This is a genomic window from Kitasatospora sp. NBC_01539, from assembly GCF_045040525.1.
Taxonomy (GTDB): Bacteria; Actinomycetota; Actinomycetes; order Streptomycetales; family Streptomycetaceae; genus Kitasatospora.
In genome coordinates, this window is record NZ_CP109390.1 from 4,803,692 (window position 1) to 4,825,353 (window position 21,662).

12 protein-coding genes are annotated in these 21,662 nt (G+C 75.3%); 5 read left to right on the forward strand and 7 right to left on the reverse strand.

The genetic code is table 11. From position 1 onward, the window contains the following. The first annotated feature begins 12 nt into the window (after positions 1-12). The 5 genes from OG335_RS20805 to OG335_RS20825 all read left to right on the forward strand — a co-directional run bounded on the left by OG335_RS20805 (position 13) and on the right by OG335_RS20825 (position 4,843). Positions 13-1,218, forward strand: a complete 1,206-nt coding sequence (locus tag OG335_RS20805) for an isochorismate synthase (RefSeq protein ID WP_405012628.1) — start codon at positions 13-15, stop codon at positions 1,216-1,218. Beyond that, on the forward strand, positions 1,215-2,810 hold the full coding sequence (locus OG335_RS20810; RefSeq protein WP_405012629.1) for a (2,3-dihydroxybenzoyl)adenylate synthase: 1,596 nt from the start codon (positions 1,215-1,217) through the stop codon (positions 2,808-2,810). Before OG335_RS20805 ends, OG335_RS20810 begins: the two co-directional genes overlap by 4 nt. Before the next feature lie 106 nt (positions 2,811-2,916). Then, positions 2,917-3,549: an isochorismatase family protein gene (locus OG335_RS20815; RefSeq protein ID WP_405012630.1), complete on the forward strand. Its 633-nt coding sequence runs from the start codon at positions 2,917-2,919 to the stop codon at positions 3,547-3,549. After that, a complete protein-coding gene (locus OG335_RS20820; RefSeq protein WP_405012631.1) occupies positions 3,546-4,364 on the forward strand; it encodes an ABC transporter ATP-binding protein in 819 nt (272 codons plus the stop codon). Before OG335_RS20815 ends, OG335_RS20820 begins: the two co-directional genes overlap by 4 nt. Continuing rightward, positions 4,361-4,843 carry a GNAT family N-acetyltransferase gene (locus tag OG335_RS20825; RefSeq protein ID WP_405012632.1) on the forward strand — a complete coding sequence of 161 codons (483 nt, stop codon included), beginning with the start codon at positions 4,361-4,363 and terminating at the stop codon, positions 4,841-4,843. The genes OG335_RS20820 and OG335_RS20825 overlap by 4 nt, the downstream gene beginning before the upstream one ends. Before the next feature lie 60 nt (positions 4,844-4,903). Here OG335_RS20825 and OG335_RS20830 read toward each other — a convergent pair whose 3' ends face one another. From OG335_RS20830 to OG335_RS20860, 7 genes are all read right to left on the reverse strand, one after another. Further along, a complete protein-coding gene (locus OG335_RS20830) occupies positions 4,904-6,016 on the reverse strand; it encodes a FecCD family ABC transporter permease (RefSeq protein WP_405012633.1) in 1,113 nt (370 codons plus the stop codon). Next, positions 6,013-7,068 (reverse strand): FecCD family ABC transporter permease, encoded by a 1,056-nt coding sequence (locus tag OG335_RS20835; protein WP_405012634.1) that lies wholly within the window; start codon positions 7,066-7,068, stop codon positions 6,013-6,015. Before OG335_RS20835 ends, OG335_RS20830 begins: the two co-directional genes overlap by 4 nt. Beyond that, on the reverse strand, positions 7,065-7,895 hold the full coding sequence (locus tag OG335_RS20840; RefSeq protein WP_405012635.1) for a siderophore-interacting protein: 831 nt from the start codon (positions 7,893-7,895) through the stop codon (positions 7,065-7,067). Before OG335_RS20840 ends, OG335_RS20835 begins: the two co-directional genes overlap by 4 nt. A gap of 107 nt (positions 7,896-8,002) precedes the next feature. Continuing rightward, positions 8,003-9,760: an ABC transporter ATP-binding protein gene (locus OG335_RS20845; RefSeq protein WP_405012636.1), complete on the reverse strand. Its 1,758-nt coding sequence runs from the start codon at positions 9,758-9,760 to the stop codon at positions 8,003-8,005. Beyond that, positions 9,753-11,570, reverse strand: coding sequence for an ABC transporter ATP-binding protein (locus OG335_RS20850; RefSeq protein ID WP_405012637.1), 1,818 nt, complete (start codon positions 11,568-11,570; stop codon positions 9,753-9,755). The genes OG335_RS20845 and OG335_RS20850 overlap by 8 nt, the downstream gene beginning before the upstream one ends. 110 nt (positions 11,571-11,680) lie before the next feature. Then, positions 11,681-11,905 (reverse strand): MbtH family protein, encoded by a 225-nt coding sequence (locus tag OG335_RS20855; RefSeq protein ID WP_405012638.1) that lies wholly within the window; start codon positions 11,903-11,905, stop codon positions 11,681-11,683. A gap of 55 nt (positions 11,906-11,960) precedes the next feature. Continuing rightward, positions 11,961-21,635 carry an amino acid adenylation domain-containing protein gene (locus OG335_RS20860; protein ID WP_405012639.1) on the reverse strand — a complete coding sequence of 3,225 codons (9,675 nt, stop codon included), beginning with the start codon at positions 21,633-21,635 and terminating at the stop codon, positions 11,961-11,963. Between the last annotated feature and the right edge of the window lie 27 nt (positions 21,636-21,662).

Genomic DNA, 21,662 nt, shown 5'->3' on the forward strand with positions numbered 1-21,662 from the left:
GAACGGAGCATCATGACCACGGCCTTCGAAGCCCGTGACGCGATAGTGCCGCAGCCCTCCGCGGGCGACCTGGTGGCCGGCTACCGGGCGGGCCCGGCCGCCGCGCTCTTCGCCGGTCCGACCGGCACCCTGCTGGCCGAGGGCGTCCGGCAGGCCGTGCCCGACCCGGCGGACGTCGCCCGGGTGCTGCGCGAGGCCGCCGACCGCGACACGCCAGGGACGGCCGACCGCCCGGCGCGGCCGCTGGTCGTCGGGGCGATCCCGTTCGCCCCGGACCGCCCGGCGGAGCTCTTCGTGCCCGCCGCCGTCCACTGGGCCCCGCCCGCGGCGGACGACCCGCTGCTGCGGCTCCCCCCGCCCGCGGCGGCCTCGCCCGCGTGGCGCCAGCAGCCGCAGCCCGCACCCGTGCTCTACCGGGCCGCCGTGGCCGAGGCCGTCCGGCTGATGGGCCGCGACCCGGAGCTGCGCAAGGTGGTGCTGGCCCGCACCCTGCAGTTGACCTCGCCCGGCGGCGCCGACCTCCGCGCGATGCTGCACCGGCTGATCCACCGCGACCCGCACGGCTACACCTTCGCGGTGCCGGCCGGCGGTGCGGCCACCCTGGTCGGCGCCAGCCCCGAACTCCTGGTCTCCCGCCGCGGCCGCGCCGTGGTGTCCAACCCGCTGGCCGGCTCCGCCGCCCGCAGCGCCGACCCGGCGCAGGACGCAGCCCGGGGCGCCGCCCTGCTGGAGTCCGCGAAGGACCGCGCCGAGCACGCCTTCGTCGTCGACGCCGTACGCCGCTCGCTCGCGCCGTTCTGCGCCGAACTGCACGTGCCCGAGGGCCCGGAGCTGATCCGCACCGCCGCGATGTGGCACCTCTCCACCACCGTCACCGGCACCCTCGCGGACCCTGCGGTCTCCGCGCTCGACATGGCGCTCGCCCTGCACCCCACCCCGGCGGTGTGCGGCACGCCGACCTCCGCCGCGCGTGAACTCATCGGCGGCCTGGAGCCGTTCGACCGCGGCCTGTACACCGGCGTGGTCGGCTGGGGCGACGCCGCCGGCGACGGCGAGTGGGTCGTCACCCTGCGCTGCGCCGAGGTCGAGGGCGACCGGCTGCGGCTCTTCGCGGGGGCCGGCGTGGTCGCCGACTCGCGGCCGGACGACGAACTCGCCGAGACCGCGGCGAAGTTCCGGACGTTCCTGCACGCCGTCGGCCTGGAGGAGGGCAAGTGACGTACTGGCCGGACGAGTTCGCCGACCGCTACCGGGCCGCCGGGCACTGGACGGGCGAGCCGCTCGACGCGATGGTCCGCCGGCACGCCGCGGCGCACCCCGACCGGGTCGCCGTCACCGACGGCGCCCGCCACTGGACCTACGCCGAACTCGACCGCCGGGCCGACACGCTGGCCGCGGGCCTGCACGCGCGCGGGATCCACCGCGGCGACCGGATCGTCCTCCAGCTGCCCAACACCGCGGAGTTCTTCGAGGTGTTCTTCGGTGCCCTGCGGGCCGGCGTCGTGCCCGTCATGGCGCTGCCCGCGCACCGCCGCGCCGAGCTCTCGTACTTCTGCGAGTTCGCCGACGCCCGCGCCCTGTTCGTCCCGGACCGGCACGCCGGGTTCGACCACCGTGCGCTGGCCGCCGAGGTGCTGGCGGCCGTACCCGGCCTCGGGGAGGTCGTGGTGGTCGGCGACGCCGGCCCGCACACGCCCGTCGACGCGCTGCGCGCCGCCGGGGCCGGTGCGCCCCCGCCGGAGCCGCCCGCCGCGTCCGACCTGGCCTTCCTCCAGCTCTCCGGCGGCTCCACCGGCCTGCCGAAGCTGATCCCGCGCACCCACGACGACTACCTGTACAGCGTCCGCGAGTCGGCCCGGATCTGCGAACTCGGCCCGGACTCCGTCTACCTGTGCGCCCTGCCCGCCGCCCACAACTTCCCGCTCAGCTCGCCCGGCACGCTCGGCACCTTCTGGGCGGGCGGCCGGGTCGTGCTCGCGCCCGACCCGAGCCCGGGCACCGCCCTGCCGCTGATCGAACGCGAGCGGGTGACCCTGACCGGTCTCGTGCCGCCGCTGGCGCTCGCCTGGGCCGACGCCGCACCGGGCCTCGCCGCCGACCTCTCCAGCCTGCGGCTGCTGCAGGTCGGCGGCGCCAAGCTCAGCGAGGAGGCGGCCCGCCGGCTCGGCCCGGCCCTCGGCTGCCGCCTCCAGCAGGTCTTCGGCATGGCGGAGGGGCTGGTCAACTACACCCGCCCCGACGACCCGGAGCAGACCGTGCTCACCACCCAGGGCCGCCCGATATCGCCCGACGACGAGGTCAGGGTCGTCGACGACGAGGACGTCGACGTGCCCGACGGCGGCACCGGCCACCTCCTCACCCGCGGCCCGTACACCATCCGCGGCTACTGGAACGCCCCCGGGCACAACGCCCGCGCGTTCACCGCCGACGGCTTCTACCGCACCGGCGACATCGTCCGCCGCACCCCGACCGGCCACCTCGTCGTCGAGGGCCGGGCCAAGGACCAGATCAACCGCGGCGGCGAGAAGGTCGCCGCGGAGGAGGTCGAGAACGTGCTGCTCGCGCACCCCGCCGTGCACGACGTCGCCGTGGTCGCCACCCCCGACGACTACCTCGGCGAGCGCAGCTGCGCGTACGTCGTCCTCCGGCCGGGCGCCGACCGGCCGCGGCCGGTGCAGCTGAAGGCGTTCGTCCGGGCCGCCGGCCTCGCCGACTACAAGGTGCCGGACCGGGTGGAGTTCGTCACCGCCTTCCCGCAGACCGGCATCGGCAAGGTCAGCAAGAAGGACCTCCGGGCCGCCGCCGACTAGCCCCCGCCCGGCCCGGACCGGCCCCGCCCGGCCGGCCCGCCCACCAGCACCCGACCCGCCCCCGCACGCCCCCCGGCACCGCCCGGAGCACCGAGAGACGAACCCCATGGCACTGCCCCGCATCTCCCCCTACCCGCTGCCCGGACCCGACGCGATCCCCGCGCCGAAGGTGCCGTGGCGGGTCGACCCCGACCGCGCCGTGCTGCTCGCGCACGACCTGCAGAACCACTTCCTCGCGGCATTCACCCCGGCCGCCCCGCCGCTGGCCCCCGCCCTCGCCAACACCGCCCGGCTGCTGCAGTGGGCCCGCGGCCTCGGCATGCCCGTCGTCTACTCGCACCAGCGCGGCGGCCAGACCCCCGCGGAGCGCGGCCTCCAGCAGGACTTCTGGGGGCCCGGCCTGCCGGCCGACGCGCACGCGCAGGCCGTGCCGGACATCGTCGCCCCGGTCGAGGGCGACACCCTGCTGACCAAGTGGAAGTACAGCGCGTTCGTCCGCACCGACCTCGCCGAGCAGCTCGCCGCGGCCGGCCGCGACCAGCTGGTGATCGTCGGCGTGTACGCGCACATCGGCGTCCTCATGACCGCCTGCGACGCGTGGATGCGCGACATCGAGGCCTTCGTGGTGGCCGATGCCGTGGCGGACTTCGACGAGCAGCGCCACCACGAGGCGCTACGGTGGGCCGCCGAGAAGTGCGCCGTCGTCGTCGGCACCGAGCAGCTCCTGGAGGGCAAGTGAGCACCGCACCCACCGCCGGACGGCTGGTCGCCGACGAGGTCAGCCTCCGCTACGGCGAGCGGGCCATCGCCACCGACCTGTCGGTGGCCGTCCCGGACGGCTCGTTCACCGTGATCGTCGGGCCGAACGCCTGCGGCAAGTCCACCCTGCTCCGCGCCTTCGCCCGGCTGCTGAAGCCGTCCGCCGGGCGGGTGCTGCTGGACGGCGAACAGATCGGCGGCCTGCCCTCCAAGGAACTGGCCCGCCGCCTCGGCCTGCTCCCGCAGACCTCCACCGCGCCGGACGGCATCACCGTCGCCGACCTCGTCGCCCGCGGCCGCTACCCGCACCAGGGCCTGTTCCGCCAGTGGTCGCGCGAGGACGAGCGGGTGGTCGCCGAGTCGATGGCCGCCACCGACGTCGCCGAACTCGCCGACCGGTACGTCGACGAGCTCTCCGGCGGCCAGCGCCAGCGCGTCTGGCTCGCCATGGCCATCGCCCAGCAGACCTCCCTGCTGCTGCTCGACGAGCCCACGACCTTCCTCGACATCGCGCACCAGATCGAGGTGCTCGACCTGTGCGCCCGGCTCCACCAGGAGCAGGGCCGCACCCTCGTCGCGGTGCTGCACGACCTCAACCAGGCCGCCCGGTACGCCACCCACCTGATCGCCATGCGCGACGGCGCGGTCGTCGCCGAGGGCCCGCCCTCCGAGATCGTCACCGCCGAGCTGGTCGAGCGGGTCTTCGACCTGCCCTGCCAGGTCATCGAAGACCCGCAGACCGGCACTCCGCTGGTCGTGCCGATGGCGCCCGGGCACGCCGCCGTCCGCCGGTGACGCTGGCCGTCCACCCGTCCGTCCGGCGCGCCACCGAGGCCGACGCCGACGCGCTGTACCGGCTCTCCGAGCCGTTCATGCGCGGCGGCGCGCTGCGCCGCCGGACGATCGCCGACTACCGGGCGGCGGTCGGGTGGTACCTGGTGGTGCCGGGCGTGCTCGGCCCGGACGGCTGCGCCGCGCTGCGCCCGCTGCCGTCCGACCCGGTGCACCCGGCGGCCGGGGTGCTCTACAACCTGTGCGTGCGGGCCGGTCGGCAGGGGGCGGGGCTCGGCCGCAGCCTGGTGGAGGGCGTCCTCGACGAGGCGGCCCGGCAGGGCGTCCGCGAGGTGTTCACCGCCACCACCGGCGACGGCCGGCTGTTCCACCGGTACGGCTTCCGGCAGGTGCCGCCCGCCGGGGCCCCGGCGCCGTGGGCGGCCGCGCTGGATCCGGCCCGGGGCTCCCGGGTGTACCGGTGGGAGGCCCCGGCGCCGTGACCGTGACCGGGGCCGGGCCCGTGGTCCGTGGGCGCCGTTCCCGGCACCGGGCCGCCGCCGCTACAGCCCGGCCCGGCCGCGCCACCGGCCGGCGATCAGCCAGATCAGGTAGCCGCCGCCGACCACGCCGGTGAACACGCCGACCGGCAGCTGGGTGGGGGCGAGGAGGCGCTGCGCGGCGATGTCGGAGGCGGCGAGCAGGACGGCCCCGAGGAGGGCCGAGCCCAGGAGGTTCGGCCCGGTGGCCCGGGTGAGCCGCCGGACGGCCTGCGGCGCGACGAGCGCCACGAACGGGATCGGCCCGGAGGCCGCGGTCGCGGCGGCGGTCAGTGCGACGCCGACCAGCACCAGGCCGATGCGCACCGGCTCGGCCCGCACCCCGAGCGAGCAGGCGGCGTCGTCCCCCATCTCCAGCATCCGCAGCGGGCGGCCGAGCAGCAGCGCGGCGGGCAGCAGGACGGCGAGCGCCGCGGCCATCGGCACGACGTGCTCCCAGCCGCGCGCGTTGAGGCTGCCGGTGAGCCACACGGCGGCGCTCTGCGCGTCGCCGAACGACGCCCGGGCGATCAGGTAGGCGTTCAGCGAGGACAGCAGCGAGCTGACGCCGATGCCGACCAGCACCAGGCGGTACCCCTGGGTGCCGCCGCGCCGGGACAGCAGGTAGACGAGCACCGAGGTGGCGAGGCCGCCGGCCACGGCGCCGCCCGCGACCGCCGCCGCGCTGCCGCCGGTCAGCAGGATCACGGCGAGGGCGCCGGTCGCCGAGCCGACGGTGAACCCGATGACGTCCGGGCTGCCCAGCGGGTTGCGGGCGACGGTCTGGAAGAGCGCCCCGGCGAGGCCCAGCGACGCGCCCACGAGCAGGGCGGTCAGCAGCCGGGGCATCCGGAGCTCCATGACGATGTAGTGCTCGCCGCGGGTGCCGCCGCCGGTGAGCACGTCGACCACGGTCGAGGCCGGCATGGGGAAGTCGCCGAGCGTGAGCGCCCACACCGAGACGCCGACCAGGGCGGCCAGGACCAGCAGGCAGACGGTCGCGGCCCGCGGGTGCAGCCGCAGCGAGTACCCGCGGGGCAGCCGGACGGCGGCGAGCGGCACGGGCCCCGGCCCGGGCGGTGCGGCCGTGACGGGCTGCGCGGCCGTACCGGTCGGGTGCACGTCGGTGCTGTTCACAGGTTGGCGATCCTCCGGCCCCGGACCAGGGCGATGAAGAGCGGGGCACCCGCGAAGGCGGTGACCACACCGACCTGCAGCTCGGCCGGGTGCAGGGCGAGCCGGCCCACGATGTCGGAGGCCAGCAGCAGTACCGGGGCGAGTACCGCGGAGAGCAGCAGCACCCAGCGCTGGTCGGGCCCGCAGACGTACCGGGCGACGTGCGGCACGGCGAGGCCGACGAAGGCGATCGGGCCGACCGCGGCGGTGGCGGCGCCGCACAGCAGGGTGACGGCGACCATCGCGAGCACCCGGGTGCGGACGGGGTTGGCGCCGAGGGCCTGCCCGGCGTCGTCGCCGAGCGCCAGCGCGTTCAGCGGGCGGGCGAGGGCCAGGGCGAGCACGCCGCCGGCCGCGAGGAAGGGCAGCACCTGGCCGAGCACCGCGGAGTCGACGCCGGCGAGGGTGCCGACCTGCCAGTAGCGGAACCGGTTCAGCGTGAGCGGGTCGAGCAGGACGAGGCCGTTGACCACGGCGGTCAGCACCGCGGTCACGGCCGTCCCGGCGAGGGCCAGCCGGACGGGTGTCGCCGCGGCCCGCCCCGCGGATCCGAGGACGTGCACCACGACGGCCGCGGCCGCCGCCCCGGCGAGTGCGAACCACACGAACGCGTGGAAGCCGCGCAGGTCGAACAGGGCGGTCGCGCAGGCGACCGCGGCCGCCGCCCCGCCGTTGACCCCGAGCAGGCCGGGGTCGGCGAGCGGGTTGCGGGTCATCGCCTGCATCAGCGCGCCGGAGAGGCCGAGTGCGGCTCCCACGGCGACGGCGAGCAGGGTGCGGGGGATCCGGGCGTGGTGGACGACGATCCAGTCGTCGGACGCCGGCTCCCGGTGCAGCAGGACGTGCAGTACCTGGCCCGGCGGGATGTACCGGGAGCCGATCGCGATGCCGGCCACCGCGAGGACGGCCAGCAGGGCGAGGGAGCCGAGCAGCCAGGCGACCTTGCGCCCGGTGCGGGCGGGTCGGGCGGCGGCGTCGGCGGCGGGGTGCTTGTCGAGGACGGTGGTGCTCATGCGTGGGGGGTGTGCTCGTCCTCGTGGTGGTCGTGGTTGACCACGCCGCGCTTCCAGTACCCGTCGACGTCGACCTGGTCCTTGCCGAGGCCGCGCTCGTTGCGCAGGTGGCGGCGGATCGGCCGGAGGGAGTTCGCCTCGCCGGCGACCCAGGCGAAACCGGTACCGCCGGGCAGGTCGGCGGCGCGGACGGCGCGCTCCAGCAGGTCGGTGCTGCCGGGGGCGGCGTCGCCGCGGTGCAGCCAGGTGAGGGTGAGGTCGGTGGCCGTCCCGAAGTGCTGCTCGTCGGCGGGGCCGGGCACCTCGGCGAAGGCGATGACCCGCACGCCGGCGGGCAGCATCTCCAGCCAGCGGCCGAGGGCGGGCAGGGCGGTCTCCTCGGCGGCGAGCAGGTACCAGTCGTGGACGAAGGGCACCTCCTCCGAGCCGCGAGGTCCGAGGATGCCGAGCCGCATGCCGGGTGCGGCGGCGGCGGCCCACGTGGAGCCGACGCCGGTGCCGTGCAGCACCATGTCGATGTCCAGCTCGCGGGCGTCACGCCGGTAGTGGCGGACGGTGTAGTCGCGGGTGACGGGTTCGACCGGGGCGTCCATCCAGGTGTCGTCCACGACCACCGGCTCGACCGGGAGCGCGTCGCCGGGGTGGGCGAAGCACACCTTCACGTGGTCGGTCGGCGCCTGCTCGTGGAAGTCCTCCAGCGACTCGCCGCCGAGCGTCACGCGGACGGTGCCCGGGGTGACCCGGTGGACCCGCTTCACCTCCAGCAGGCGGTACCTGAGCGGGTGGCGGACGATGCGCATGCGGGGTGGGGCGGTCTCGGTGGTCATCGTTCGCCTCGATCCGGTGAGTGGTGGCGCCGGGTGCGGATGTGCGGGTGCCGCCGGTCCGCTGACGGACCGACGGCACCCGGGCACACGTCGTTTATTAGGTTAGCCTAACCTCGCACGTCCGCACCAGGCGTCCCGGCACCCACCAGTCGGCCGCCGTCCAGCCGGACCACCCGCGGCAGCCGGGCGATGGTCGCCGGTCGGTGCGCGATCACCACGAGCGTGCAGTCCGCCCGCAGTTCGTCCAGGGCGTGCTCCAGCCGACCCGCCGTCACCGGGTCGATGTCCGCGGTGGCCTCGTCCAGCACCAGCACCGCCGGGTCGGCCAGCACCGCCCGGACGACGCCCAGGATCTGCCGCTCGCCCGCGGACAGCCGTCCGCCGTGCCGGCCGACCTCGGTGTCCAGCCCGGCCGGCAGGTCGGCGATCCACTCCCGCAGGCCGAGCTGCCCGACCGTCCGCTCGATCCGCTCCCGGTCCGGTGCGCCCTGCACCAGCGCCAGGTTGTCCGCGACCGTGCCGGACACCATCCGCACCTCCTGCGGCACCAGCACCACCCGGCGGCGGAGCTCCTCCTCCGGGATCTCCCGCAGGTCGGTGCCGGCGAAGCGCACCGTGCCGCCGTCCGGCCGGTAGAGGCCGCACAGCACCTTGGAGAGCGTCGTCTTGCCGGAGCCGGTCTCGCCGACCACACCGGTACGGCTGCCCGCGGGGAAGTCCAGCGTGACGGCGCTCAGCGCGGAGCCCTCCGCGCGGTAGCCGAACTCCACCGCCTCGCAGCGCAGGTCGCCGCGGAGCGGCAGCCGTCCGGCGCCCCCGGACTCCGCCCCGGTCTCCCCGGCGGACTCCGCCCCGGTCTTTTCGACGGCCTGCTCCGGCGCGGTCGCCGCCAGCAGGTCCAGCAGCCGGGCCAGGCCCGTCCGGGCGGTCTGCGCCTCGCCGACCAGCTGCGAGAGGTCGGTGAACGAGTCGAAGAGCGTACGGCTCGCCACCACGAACACCACCACGGTGGCGAGCGGCAGCCGCCCCTCCGTGACCAGCCAGCCGCCCACCACCAGCAGCACCACCAGCGCCAGCCCCTCCACGAGGCTGACCAGGTCGATGCGGTTCTCCACCCGCAGCGCCCGCGCGGCCGTCCGGACGGCGTGCGTGTTCTCCCGGTCGAAGCGCCGCGTCCAGCCGGTCAGGCCGCGGGAGGTCTGCAGCGCCTCACGGGCCGTCAGCGTCTCCGAGAAGGTCGCCGCGACGGCCGCCTCCGCCTGCGCCTTGCCGCCGAACGCCGACGGGGCGTCCCGCCGGAACCACCGCGTCACCAGCAGCGTCAGCGGCACGAAGACCACCAGCTGCACCAGCAGCAGCAGCCACGAGTACCAGCCCAGCACCACCAGGGTGAAGAGCAGCGTCGCCGTCGACGCCACCAGGTTGCGCAGGTGCAGCCGCACGAACGCCGCGAGGTCGGCGACCTCGCCGGTGGCCCGGCGCAGCAGCTCCCCGCTGCGGTGCGTCTCCAGGAACCGCAGCGGCGCCGTCGCCAGGTGCTCGACGGCCCGCTCCCGCAGCCCGCGCACCACCTCCTCGCCGGCTCGGATGAGCATCAGCTCGCCGGCCCGGGCGAAGACCAGCTGGGCCGCGCCGAGCGCGGCCAGCAGGCCGACCGCCAGCCCGAGCCCGCCGCGGTCGCCGTCGCGGACGGCCCCCACCGCCAGGCCGACCAGCGGGGCGACGGCCACCAGGGCCGCCGAGTCCGCGAGCCCGACCGCGAGCGCGCCGGCCATCCGGCCGCGGTGCGGGCGCAGGTACGGCGCGGCGCGGCGCAGGACGGCCCGCTCGTCGGCCTCGTCGTTCAGCAGCGGCTGCTCAGCCACGGCCCACCTCCACGGGGGTCGTCTGCGGGGTGCCGGAGGCGTCCGCACGGTCGGTCCGGTCCGGTCGGCCGAGGGGCGGATCCAGCCGGACGGTCCGGTCGGCGGCCTCCAGCACGGCGGTGCGGTGGGTGGCGAAGACGATCGTCCGGTCGGCGGCCCAGGCCCGCAGCCGGTCGAGCACGAGCCGTTCGGTGGCGGTGTCCAGTGCCGACGTGGCGTCGTCGAGCAGCAGCACCTGCGGGTCGCCGAGCAGTGCCCGGGCGATGGCCAGGCGCTGCACCTGCCCGCCGGAGAGCGCGGTGCCGCCCTCGCCGAGCTCGGTCGCGTAGCCGTCCGGCATGGCGGTGAGCTGGTCGTGGATCCCGGCGGTGCGGCAGGCCTCGTGCAGCAGGCCGTCGTCGAGGTCGCGGCCCAGCCGCAGGTTGTCGGCGACCGTGCCGGACAGCAGCAGCGGCCGCTGCGCGACGTAGGCGATCCGGGCGCGCACCTCGTCGAGGGCGGCGGTGCGCAGGTCGGTGCCGCCGTAGGCGACGGTGCCCGTGGCCGGGTCGTCGAGCCGGACGGGCAGGCGCAGCAGGGTCGACTTGCCCGCGCCGGTGGCGCCGCTGACGGCGACGAACTCGCCGTGCGCGACGGTCAGGTCGAGCGGGGCGAGCACGGTGCGGCCGTCCCGGACGGCGCGGACGCCGGTCAGGGTGAGCGCGCCGGTCGCGGGCAGCGGCCGGGCGGTGCCGGGCGCGGGCTCCGCGACCTCGGGCAGCAGCGACAGCGCCTCGTCGATCCGGGCGGCGGCGACGTCGGCCTGCCCGCGCTCCAGCATCCGGTCGACGAGCACCCGGGTGGCGAGCGTGATGATCGCCATCCAGGAGGTGAAGGCGACCAGGCCGCCGATGCCGAGTCGGCCGTCCAGCACGGCGAGGCCGCCGATGCCGACGCCCGCCGCCACCGCCAGGCGCGGCACGAACGGGGCGATCGCCGCCCAGCTCGCCTCGATCCGGGCGGCGTCCACGGTGCGCGCGGTGACCTCGGCGCTCGCCGTGTGGTGCCGGTCGACCAGCGGACGGTGGCCGCCGGTGCCGCGCAGCCCGGTGCCGACCTGCAGCAGGTCGGCCACGGCGTCCGCGCGGACGCCGTGCGCCCGGGACAGCTCGCCGCTGGCCGCCGCGAACCGCTTCGGGAAGTACAGGTTGACCCACACCAGGAACGGCAGGGTGCCGAGCGCCACCAGCAGCAGACCGACGTCGAGCGAGGCCAGTGCGGGCAGCACCACGACGAACGTCGTGCCGAGCACCACCCAGATCGCGAGGCCGTGCACCCACTCGCGCACCAGGTCGGTGTCGCGGGTGGCGCGCATCGCCAGGTCGCCGTGGCCGCGGGAGCCCAGCGCGGCGCGGTCCAGCACCGCGAGGTGCCGCAGCAGCCGGGAGCGCAGGTCGGCGCCGACCCTGGCGTCCGCGTACCCGGCGCAGTACTGCCAGGCGTACAGGCCGGCGAACTGCACCGCGGCGGTGACCGCGGTGGCCGCGCACCAGGTGAGCAGGGCGTGCCGGTCGTGCTTCTGCAGCCCTTCGTCGATGGCCTTCTCGACGCACCAGGGCACGGCGAGCAGCGCCACCTGGCGGATCGCCGCGGCGATCATCGCCGCGGCGACGAGGGCCCGGTGCGGGCGCAGCGAGCCGCGCAGCAGGGCCCGGGCCCGACGGCGCCGCTCGGGGGAGAGCGCGCCGGGTTCGAGGTCGTCGTCGGCCAGCCGCTCCGCGGTCATGCCGTCGTCCGGGGCTCCGGGCGGGTCCGTCTGATGGGTGCTCACTCTTCGGTCCGTCTGTTCGGTGCGGTGGGCCCGTCCGGCCGGTGCGGCCGGGACGGCCCGCGGGGCCGGGTCCCGGGGGCGGTGCCGCGGCACCGCCCCCGACGGGTCCGTCAGGCGGTCGCGGCCTCGGAGCGCGCGATCAGGGAGGCGGGGCGCATGTCCGTCCAGTGCGCGTCCACGTAGTCGGAGCAGGCCTGGCGGGTGTCCTCGCCGTGCACGACGGTCCAGCCGGCCGGCACCTCGGCGAAGGCGGGCCACAGCGAGTGCTGGTTCTCCGCGTTGACCAGCACGAAGTAGCGGGCGTCGTCGTCCTCGAAGGGGTTGGTGGTGCTCATGGTGTCGTCCTTTTCGGTGGTGGGTCGGTGAGGTGTTCGGAAGTACGGGTGCGGGTCAGCCGGAGCAGCTCGGAGCCGGGCCGCCGCCGGGACGGCCGAGAGCGCCGTCCACGAGCCGGTCCACGAGGAACGCGGTCAGCGCCGCGACGGTGGGCCTGGCCAGGAGGTCGGCGAGGCACAGCTCGCCGTCGAACTCGGTGCGGAGCCGCTGGAGCAGCGCCATCGCGAGCAGCGAGTGCCCGCCGAGGTCGAAGAAGTTCTCGTCGATCCCGACCTCGGGCAGGCCGAGCACGTCCGCGAAGGCGGCGTGCACGACCCGCTCGGTCGCGAACCGCGGCTTGCGCCGCGGCCCCGTCGCCGTGAAGTCGGCCGCGGTGGGCGCCGGGAGGGCCTTGCGGTCGAGTTTGCCGTTGACGGTCAGTGGGAGGGCGTCGAGGACGACGAACGCGGACGGCACCATGTACTCCGGCAGCTGCTCCGCCAGGGTGCGGCGGACCTCCGCGATGTCGGCGGTGCGCTGCTCCGCCGGGACGAGGTAGGCGGTGAGGCGTTTGATGCCGGGGGTGTCTTCGCGGACGAGGACGGTGGCGTGGGTGATGTCGGGGTGGGTGGTGAGGGTGTCTTCGATTTCGCCGGGTTCGATGCGGTAGCCGCGGATTTTGATCTGGTCGTCGGCGCGGCCGAGGAAGTCGAGGAGGCCGTCGGGGCGTCGTCGGACGATGTCGCCGGTGCGGTACATGCGGTCGCCGGGGTTGCCGTGGGGGTCGGCGACGAAGCGTTGGGCGGTGAGGGCGGGGCGGTTGAGGTAGCCGCGGGCGAGGCCGGTGCCGTTGATGTAGAGCTCGCCGGGGACGCCGATGGGGACGGGTCGCAGGTGTGTGTCGAGGACGTGGGCGGTGGTGTTCCAGATGGGGCGGCCGACGGTGGCGGTGGTGCTGTCGAGGGTGCCGCCGCCGAGGGTGTTGATGGTGTATTCGGTGGGGCCGTAGAGGTTGTAGCCGGTGGTGCCGGGGGTGTCGCGGAGGGTGGTCCAGAGGGTTTCGGCGACGGCTTCGCCGCCGAGGAGGACGAGGACGGGGCGGTGGCGGTCGTGGTCGAGGAGGCCTTGTTCGACGAGTGCTTGTGCGTAGGAGGGGGTGACGTTGATGACGTCGATCCGGTGTTCGGTGCAGTAGTCCGCCAGGCCCTGGGCGTCGCGGCGGAGGGTTTCGTCGAGGACGTGGACCTCGTGGCCTTCGACGAGCCAGAGGAGTTCTTCCCAGGACATGTCGAAGGAGAAGGAGACGGTGTGGGCGATGCGCAGGCGTCGGTTGCCGGCGGAGGTGACGACGGGGTTGAAGATGGCTTCGCGGTGGTTGAGTTGCATGTTGGTCAGGCCGTGGTAGGGGGTGACGACGCCCTTGGGGCGGCCGGTGGAGCCGGAGGTGTAGATCACGTATGCGAGGGCGTCGGGGATGTAGGGGGTGGTGAAGGGGTCGTCGGGTAGGGCTGCGAGTTCGGCCTGTGTCTCGGTGGAGTCGAGGAGCAGGGTGGTGCCGTGTTCGGGCATGAGGGTGGCGGCCGTCGAGTCGGTGAGGAGGCAGACGGGGTCGGCGTCTTCGACCATGAAGGTGAGGCGGTCGCGGGGGTAGTCGAGTTCGAGGGGGAGGTAGGCGGCTCCGGCGCGTAGGACGGCGAAGAGGGCGGCGACCATGTCGGGGGAGCGGGGGAGGCCGAGGGCGACGGTTTTTTCGGGGCCGGCGCCGTGGGTGGTGAGGAGGCGGGCGAGTTTGTTGATGCGGGCGTCGAGTCTGGCGTAGGTCCAGGTGTCGGTGCCGAAGACGAGTGCGGTGTCGTGGGGTGCGAGGGTGGCGCGTTCGGCGAGGAGGTCGGCGACGGAGGCGTCGGGGAGTTCGTGGGCGGTGTCGGCCCACTTCCCGAGGATCAGCTCCCGCTCCCGCTCCGTCAGCACGTCCAGGGAGCCGATCCGGCGGGCCGGGTCGGCGGCGACCTGCGCCAGCACGGTGAGCAGCCGCTCGACGAGTGCCTCCGCGGTCGACCGGTCGTACAGGTCGGCGGCGTACTCGAAGGCGATGTCGATCTCCTCCGCGGAGGACGTCTCCTCGAAGTTGAAGTCCAGCTCGAACTTGGCCGCGCCCAGCTCGAACGGCAGGATCCGGCTCTCCAGGCCGAGCAGTCGGCCGGCCGCCCCGTCGTTGTGCTGGTAGCCGAGCATCACCTGGAACAGCGGGTGGCGGCCGGGCACGCGCGGCGGGTTGACCGCCTCGACGAGCCGGTCGAACGGCAGGTCCTGGTGGGCGAAGGCGGCCAGGTCGGCGTCGCGGGTGCGGGTCAGCAGCTCGGCGAAGGCCGGGTCGCCGGCGAGGTCGTTGCGCAGCACCAGGGTGTTGACGAAGAAGCCGACGAGCCCGTCCAGCGCGGTGTCCGAGCGGCCCGCGACCGGCGCGCCGAGCGGGATGTCCGTACCGGCGCCGAGCCGGTGCAACAGCGTGGCCACCGCGGCCTGCAGCACCATGAAGGTGGTGGTGCCGGTCGCGCGGGCGGCGTTCCGCAGCCCGCGGTACACCTCCGGCCGCACCCGGGCGTGCACGGTGTCGCCGCGGTGCCCGGCGGTCGCGGTGCGCGGGTGGTCGGTGGGCAGGGCCAGTTCCTCCGGCAGCCCGGCCAGCGCCTGCTTCCAGTGGGCGACCTGACGGGCGTGCAGGCTCTCGGGGCTGTCGCCGCCGCCCAGCAGCTCCTCCTGCCAGAGGGTGTAGTCCGCGTACTGCACGGGCAGCGGCGCCCACAGCGGGGCCCGTCCGGCGGCGTGCGCGGTGTAGGCGGCGGTCAGGTCGTCGATGAAGGGCAGCATCGACCACTCGTCGCCGGCGATGTGGTGGAAGAGCAGGACGAGGGCGTGGTCGGCCGGGCCGACCTCCAGCACGGTGACCCGCAGCGGGCGCTCCGCGGCGAGGTCGAAGCCGTACCGGACGGCGGCCTGCACGTCGTCGGCGAGCCGCTCCTCGCCGGACGCCACCACGTGCACGGTGCCGTCGGCCTCCAGCACCTGCTGGAACACGCCGCCGTCGCGCTCGGTGAAGACCGTGCGCAGGCTCTCGTGCCGCTCGGTGACGGAGCGGACGGCGGCGCGCAGCGCGTCGAGGTCGAGCGGGCCGGAGACCCGCACCACGAGCGGCACGTTGTACGCGGAGCCGGAGTCGTCGAGGTTCTGCAGGAACCACATGCGGCGCTGGGCGTGCGACAGGGGCAGTTCGGCGGGCCGCTCGCGGCGGGTGAGGGCCGGGCGGGGGTCGCCGCCGGACGCGGCCCGGTGGGCGAGGCCGGCCGGGGTCGGCGCCTCGAAGAGGTCGCGTACCGCGAGCTGCACGCCGAGCGCGGACCGCACCCGGCCGACGAGGCGGGTGGCGAGCAGCGAGTGGCCGCCGAGGTCGAAGAAGTGCTGCTCGGGGCCGACCTCGGACAGGCCGAGCACCTCGGCGAAGAGTCCGCAGAGGATCTCCTCGCGGGCGTCGCGGGGGGCCCGGCCGGTGCCCGCGCCGGTGCTCTCCGGTGCGGGGAGGGCCTTGCGGTCGAGTTTGCCGTTGACGGTCAGTGGGAGGGCGTCGAGGACGACGAATGCGGACGGGACCATGTATTCGGGCAGGCGGGTGGCGAGGTCGCTGCGTAGGCGGGCGATGTCGACGGGGTGGTCGGTGGGGACGAGGTAGGCGGTGAGGCGTTTGATGCCGGGGGTGTCTTCGCGGACGAGGACGGTGGCGTGGGTGATGTCGGGGTGGGTGGTGAGGGTGTCTTCGATTTCGCCGGGTTCGATGCGGTAGCCGCGGATTTTGATCTGGTCGTCGGCGCGGCCGAGGAAGTCGAGGAGGCCGTCGGGGCGTCGTCGGACGATGTCGCCGGTGCGGTACATGCGGTCGCCGGGGTTGCCGTGGGGGTCGGCGACGAAGCGTTGGGCGGTGAGGGCGGGGCGGTTGAGGTAGCCGCGGGCGAGGCCGGTGCCGTTGATGTAGAGCTCGCCGGGGACGCCGATGGGGACGGGTCGCAGGTGTGTGTCGAGGACGTGGGCGGTGGTGTTCCAGATGGGGCGGCCGACGGTGGCGGTGGTGCTGTCGAGGGTGCCGCCGCCGAGGGTGTTGATGGTGTATTCGGTGGGGCCGTAGAGGTTGTAGCCGGTGGTGCCGGGGGTGTCGCGGAGGGTGGTCCAGAGGGTTTCGGCGACGGCTTCGCCGCCGAGGAGGACGAGGACGGGGCGGTGGCGGTCGTGGTCGAGGAGGCCTTGTTCGACGAGTGCTTGTGCGTAGGAGGGGGTGACGTTGATGACGTCGATCCGGTGTTCGGTGCAGTAGTCCGCCAGGCCCTGGGCGTCGCGGCGGAGGGTTTCGTCGAGGACGTGGACCTCGTGGCCTTCGACGAGCCAGAGGAGTTCTTCCCAGGACATGTCGAAGGAGAAGGAGACGGTGTGGGCGATGCGCAGGCGTCGGTTGCCGGCGGAGGTGACGACGGGGTTGAAGATGGCTTCGCGGTGGTTGAGTTGCATGTTGGTCAGGCCGTGGTAGGGGGTGACGACGCCCTTGGGGCGGCCGGTGGAGCCGGAGGTGTAGATCACGTATGCGGGGGCGTCGGGGATGTAGGGGGTGGTGAAGGGGTCGTCGGGTAGGGCTGCGAGTTCGGCCTGTGTCTCGGTGGAGTCGAGGAGCAGGGTGGTGCCGTGTTCGGGCATGAGGGTGGCGGCCGTCGAGTCGGTGAGGAGGCAGACGGGGTCGGTGTCTTCGACCATGAAGGTGAGGCGGTCGCGGGGGTAGTCGAGTTCGAGGGGGAGGTAGGCGGCTCCGGCGCGTAGGACGGCGAAGAGGGCGGCGACCATGTCGGGGGAGCGGGGGAGGCCGAGGGCGACGGTTTTTTCGGGGCCGGCGCCGTGGGTGGTGAGGAGGCGGGCGAGTTTGTTGATGCGGGCGTCGAGTCTGGCGTAGGTCCAGGTGTCGGTGCCGAAGACGAGTGCGGTGTCGTGGGGTGCGAGGGTGGCGCGTTCGGCGAGGAGGTCGGCGACGGAGGCGTCGGGGAGTTCGTGGGCGGTGTCGGCCCACTTCCCGAGGATCAGCTCCCGCTCCCGCTCCGTCAGCACGTCGGTCTCGCGGACCAGCAGGCCGTCCTGCGCGGTGATCTGCTCCAGCAGGGCGACCAGCCGCTCGGCGTGCTGCTCGACGGTGTCGCGGTCGAAGACGTCCGGGCGGTACTTCCACTCGAAGCCCAGGGTGGCGCCCGGGTTGGTGATGAAGATCAGCGGGAAGTGCGTGGCGTCGACGTCGGTGACCTGCTGCACGCCCAGCCCGGTGCGGATCCGGTCGCGGACCTCGTCGTCGGACGGCGTGTTGCGGAGCACCTGCAGGGTGTCGAAGAGGCGGCCGAAACCGGTGCCGCGCTGGATCTCGCCCAGGCTCGTCTGGTGGTGCGGCAGCAGCTCGGCCTGCTCGGCCTGGAGCCGGGTCAGGAAGGCGGTGACGCTCTCCGCGGGGTCGAGCCGGGCCCGGACGGGCACGGTGTTGAGGAACATGCCGATCGTCCGGTCGATGCCGGGCAGCTCGGCGGGGCGGCCGGAGACGGTCGCGCCGAACACCACGTCCTGCCGGGCCGTCAGACCGGCCAGCAGCAGCGCCCACGCGCCGGACAGCACGGTGTTGAGGGTCAGGGCGTGCGTACGGGCGTACCCGGCGATCCGCTCGGACAGCCCGACGGGCGCGGCGAGCACGACCTCCTCGGGCAGCACGGCGGCCCGCTCGCGGGCCTGCGGGGCGACGAGCGTCGGCTCGTCGAGGCCGTCCAGCGAACGCCGCCAGGCGGTGCGGCCCTCCGCGGTGTCCTGGGCGGCGAGCCAGCCGAGGAAGTCGCGGTACGGCAGGCCGGTCGGGGTGTCGATCGTGCCGTCGTGGCAGAGCGTCAGCAGCTCCTCCAGGAACAGGCCGGACGACCAGCCGTCCCACAGCAGCGCGTGGTTGGTGATCAGGACGTGCTGGCGGCCGTCCGGGGCGAGCACCGAGACCAGGCGCAGCAGCGGCGGCGCCGTGAGGTCGAAGCGGGTGAACGCCTCGGCCTCCTTGATGCGGTGCAGCTCGGCGGCGAACGCCGCCTCGTCGAGGGCGGTGAGGTCGGTCTCGGTGAGCGGCACGTCCACGGCGCGCGGCACGAACTGCACCGGCCGCTCCAGGCCGTCCTGCAGGAAGCCGACCCGCAGGTTGGGGTGGCGGTCCAGTACGGCGGAGACGGCGGCCCGCAGCACGTCGGCGGGCACCCGGGTGGTGAGGGTGACGACGTCGCGGGAGGTGTAGACGTCGAGCGCCCGGTCGTCGTACCCGGCCTCGAAGAGCAGGCCCTCCTGCAGGGGTGAGACCGGCCAGACGTCCTCGACGTCGAGCTTCGGCACGGCCGCCCGTACGGCGGCCAGCAGCTCCGCGGACGGCGCCGGCAGGGCCGGCGGCGCCGGGGAACGGTCGGCGGCCTCGCGCCGGTCGGCGAGGGCGGCCAGGGCCGCGGGGGTGCGCTGCTCGAAGACGTCGCGGGGGCTGAGCGCCAGGCCCTCGGCGCGGGCGGCGCCGACCAGGCGGACGGACGAGATGGAGTCGCCGCCGAGGCGGAAGAAGTCGTCCTCGGCGCCGACCCCGGGCAGGCCCAGCACCTCGGCGAGCAGCTCGCAGAGCAGCTCCTCCGTCTCGGTGCCGGCGGCGCGGCCGAGGCCGAGGCCGGTGAAGCCGAGGGCGTCGTCGGGCAGGGCGGCCCGGTCGAGCTTGCCGTTGACGGTCAGCGGCAGCGCGTCGAGCACGCCGAACGCCGACGGCACCATGTACTCCGGCAGGCGGGCGGCGAGGGCCTCGCCGAGCGCGTCGGCGGAGAGCTCCGCGCCCGGCGCGGGCACGGCGTAGGCGACCAGGCGGTCGACCGTGCCCCCGCGCACCAGCACCGCGGCCTGCGCGACGCCGGGCAGCGCGGCCAGGACGGCCTCGATCTCGCCGGGCTCGATGCGGTAGCCGCGGATCTTCACCTGGTCGTCGACCCGGCCGAGGAAGTCGATCGTGCCGTCGGTGCGGCGGCGCACCAGGTCGCCGGTGCGGTACATGCGCCCGCCGGCGGCGAACGGGTCGGCGACGAACCGGCCGGCGGTCAGGCCGGGACGCCCGAGGTAGCCGCGGGCCAGCTGGGCGCCCGCGAGGTACAGCTCGCCGGGGGAGCCCGCCGGGACGGGCCGCAGCAGCGCGTCCAGCACGTACGCGCGGGTGCCGCGCAGCGGGCGGCCCACGCTCGGCTCCGCACTGTCGGCGAGGTCGGCGACCAGCGCGTCGACGGTGAACTCGGTCGGCCCGTAGTAGTTGACGCAGGTCACGCCGGGTTCGGCGCGCAGCCGCGCCCAGAGCGGTGCGGGCAGCGCCTCGCCGCCGAGCAGCAGCACCGGCGGGCGGTGCGGGCCCGCGAGGAGGCCCGAGTCGACGAGCTGCCGCGCGTACGAGGGGGTCACGTCGAGGGTGTCGATGCGGTGCGCGCGGACGTGGGCGACGACGGCCTCCGCGTCGCGGCGGTCCTGCTCGCCGAGGACGTGCAGCTCGTGCCCGCCGATCAGCCAGATCAGCTGCTCCCACGAGGAGTCGAACGAGAACGAGGCGGTGTGCAGGGCCCGCAGCCGCTCCCGGCCGGTGGCGCGCAGCGCGTCCGCGAAGACCGTCTCCAGGTGGTCGTGCACCAGGTTGGCGAGGCCCGCGTGCGGGATCACCACGCCCTTGGGCCGGCCGGTGGAGCCGGAGGTGTGGATGACGTACGCGGCCTGCGCCGGGTCGACCGGGCCGCCGCGCTCGGTGTCGGTGAGCGGGCCGCCGGGCAGGGCGGCGAGGGCGGCCGCGGTGGCCGGGTCGTCCAGCAGCAGGGTGACCGCGCCGGGCACCTCGGGCAGGCGGGCGGCGACCTCGCGGGTGGTCAGCACCACGGCCGGGCGGGCGTCGTCGAGGACGAGGGCGAGCCGCTCGTCGGGGTGGTCGAGGTCGAGCGGCAGGTAGGCGCCGCCGGCCTTGAGCACGGCGAGCAGGGCGGTGACGGTGGCGGCGGACCGGGGCAGGGCGAGGGCGGCGATCCGGTCGGCGCCCAGGCCGCGGCAGAGCAGCAGCCGGGCGAGCCGGTCGGCGTGCCCGTCGAGTTCGGCGTAGGTGAACTCCTCGGTGCCGGTGCCGGTGAGTGCCGGGCCGACCAGGGCGCGGGCCTGCGGGGTGCGGGCGGCCTGCGCGGCGAAGCGGTCGGCGGCGGTGCCGGCCGGCACGTCGTGGGTGCCGCCGGAGGCGGTCGCGGCGAGGGCGGCGCGCTCGTCGGCGGGCAGCAGGTCGAGCCGGGCGAGCGGGGTGTCCGGGTCGGCGGCGAACGCGGCCAGCAGGGCGAGGTAGCGGGCGGTGATCCGCCCGGCCTCCGTGGCGTCGAAGAGGTCGGTGCGGTAGCCGAGTTCGAGCCGGAGGTCGGCGCCGGGCAGCACCGACAGGGTGAGCGGGTAGTGGGTGGCGTCGCGCGCGCCGAGGCCGGTGACGGCCAGGCCCTCGGCGGTGCCCAGGGTCTCGGCGAGCGCGTCGCCGCCGCCCTGGTAGTTCTCCACCACGAGCAGGGTGTCGAAGAGCGGGCCGTCGACCTCGGAGACCCGCTGTACGGCGCCCAGGCCCAGGTGCTGGTGGGCCAGCAGCTCGGCCTGCCGGCGCTGGGTCTCCGCGGCCGCCTCCGCCAGGGTGGTGCCGGGCCGCAGACGGACGCGGACCGGCACGGTGTTGATGAACAGGCCGACCATCGACCCGGCGCCCGGCAGGTCGTCCGGTCGGCCGGAGACGGTGGTGCCGCTGACCACGTCGGTGGTGCCGGTCAGCGAGCCGACGAGCACGCCCCACAGGGTGTGGGCGACGTTGCCCAGGGTCAGGCCGCGGCCCCGGGCGGCCGCGGCGACCGCCGCCGACAGCTCGGGGCCCGCGGTGGCCTCCACCGTGCCGGGCTCGACCGCGGCGCCGGCCGCCGCGCCGGGCGCCACCGGGTGCGCCTCGGCGAACCCGGCCAGCTCGGTCCGCCAGGCGGCCTCGGCGGCCGCGGTGTCGCGGGTGGCGAGCAGCGCCAGGTGGTCCTTGTACGGGCGGACGGCGGGCAGCACCGAGGTGTCGCCCGCGGAGCCGTACAGCGCCAGCAGCTCGCGGACGACGATCGGCATCGACCAGCCGTCCAGCAGCAGGTGGTGGCAGGTGATGACGAGCCGGGCGCGGTCCGCGGCGAGGCGCAGCAGGGTGAGGCGCAGCAGCGGCGGGGTGCCGAGGTCGAAACGGTGGTGCCAGTCCTCGTCCATCGCCGCGCGGACGGCGTCCTCGGGCGCGGCGGTGCCGGTCAGGTCGAGTTCGCGCAGCGGCGTCGCCACCGTGCCCTGCACGAACTGGACGATCGCCTCCGGGTCCTCGTACCAGAAGCCGGCCCGCAGGTTGGCGTGCCGCCGCAGCAGCGCGTCGACGGCGGCGGACAGCCGGGCGGTGTCGACGGCGCCCGCCAGGTCGAGGTGCGACTGTACGACGTAGACGTCGCGCGCCCCGTCGTCGTAGAGGGCGTGGAAGAGCAGGCCCTCCTGCAGCGAGGACAGCGGGTAGACGTCCTCCAGCCGGGCCCCTGCCCGCGGCTGGTCGCCCTGCGGCTGGTCGGCCCCCGGCCGGTCGGTCGGGGCGGTCGGTTCGGTGGAGTGCGTCACGGTGTTCTCGGTCCCGGGTGTGGTCGG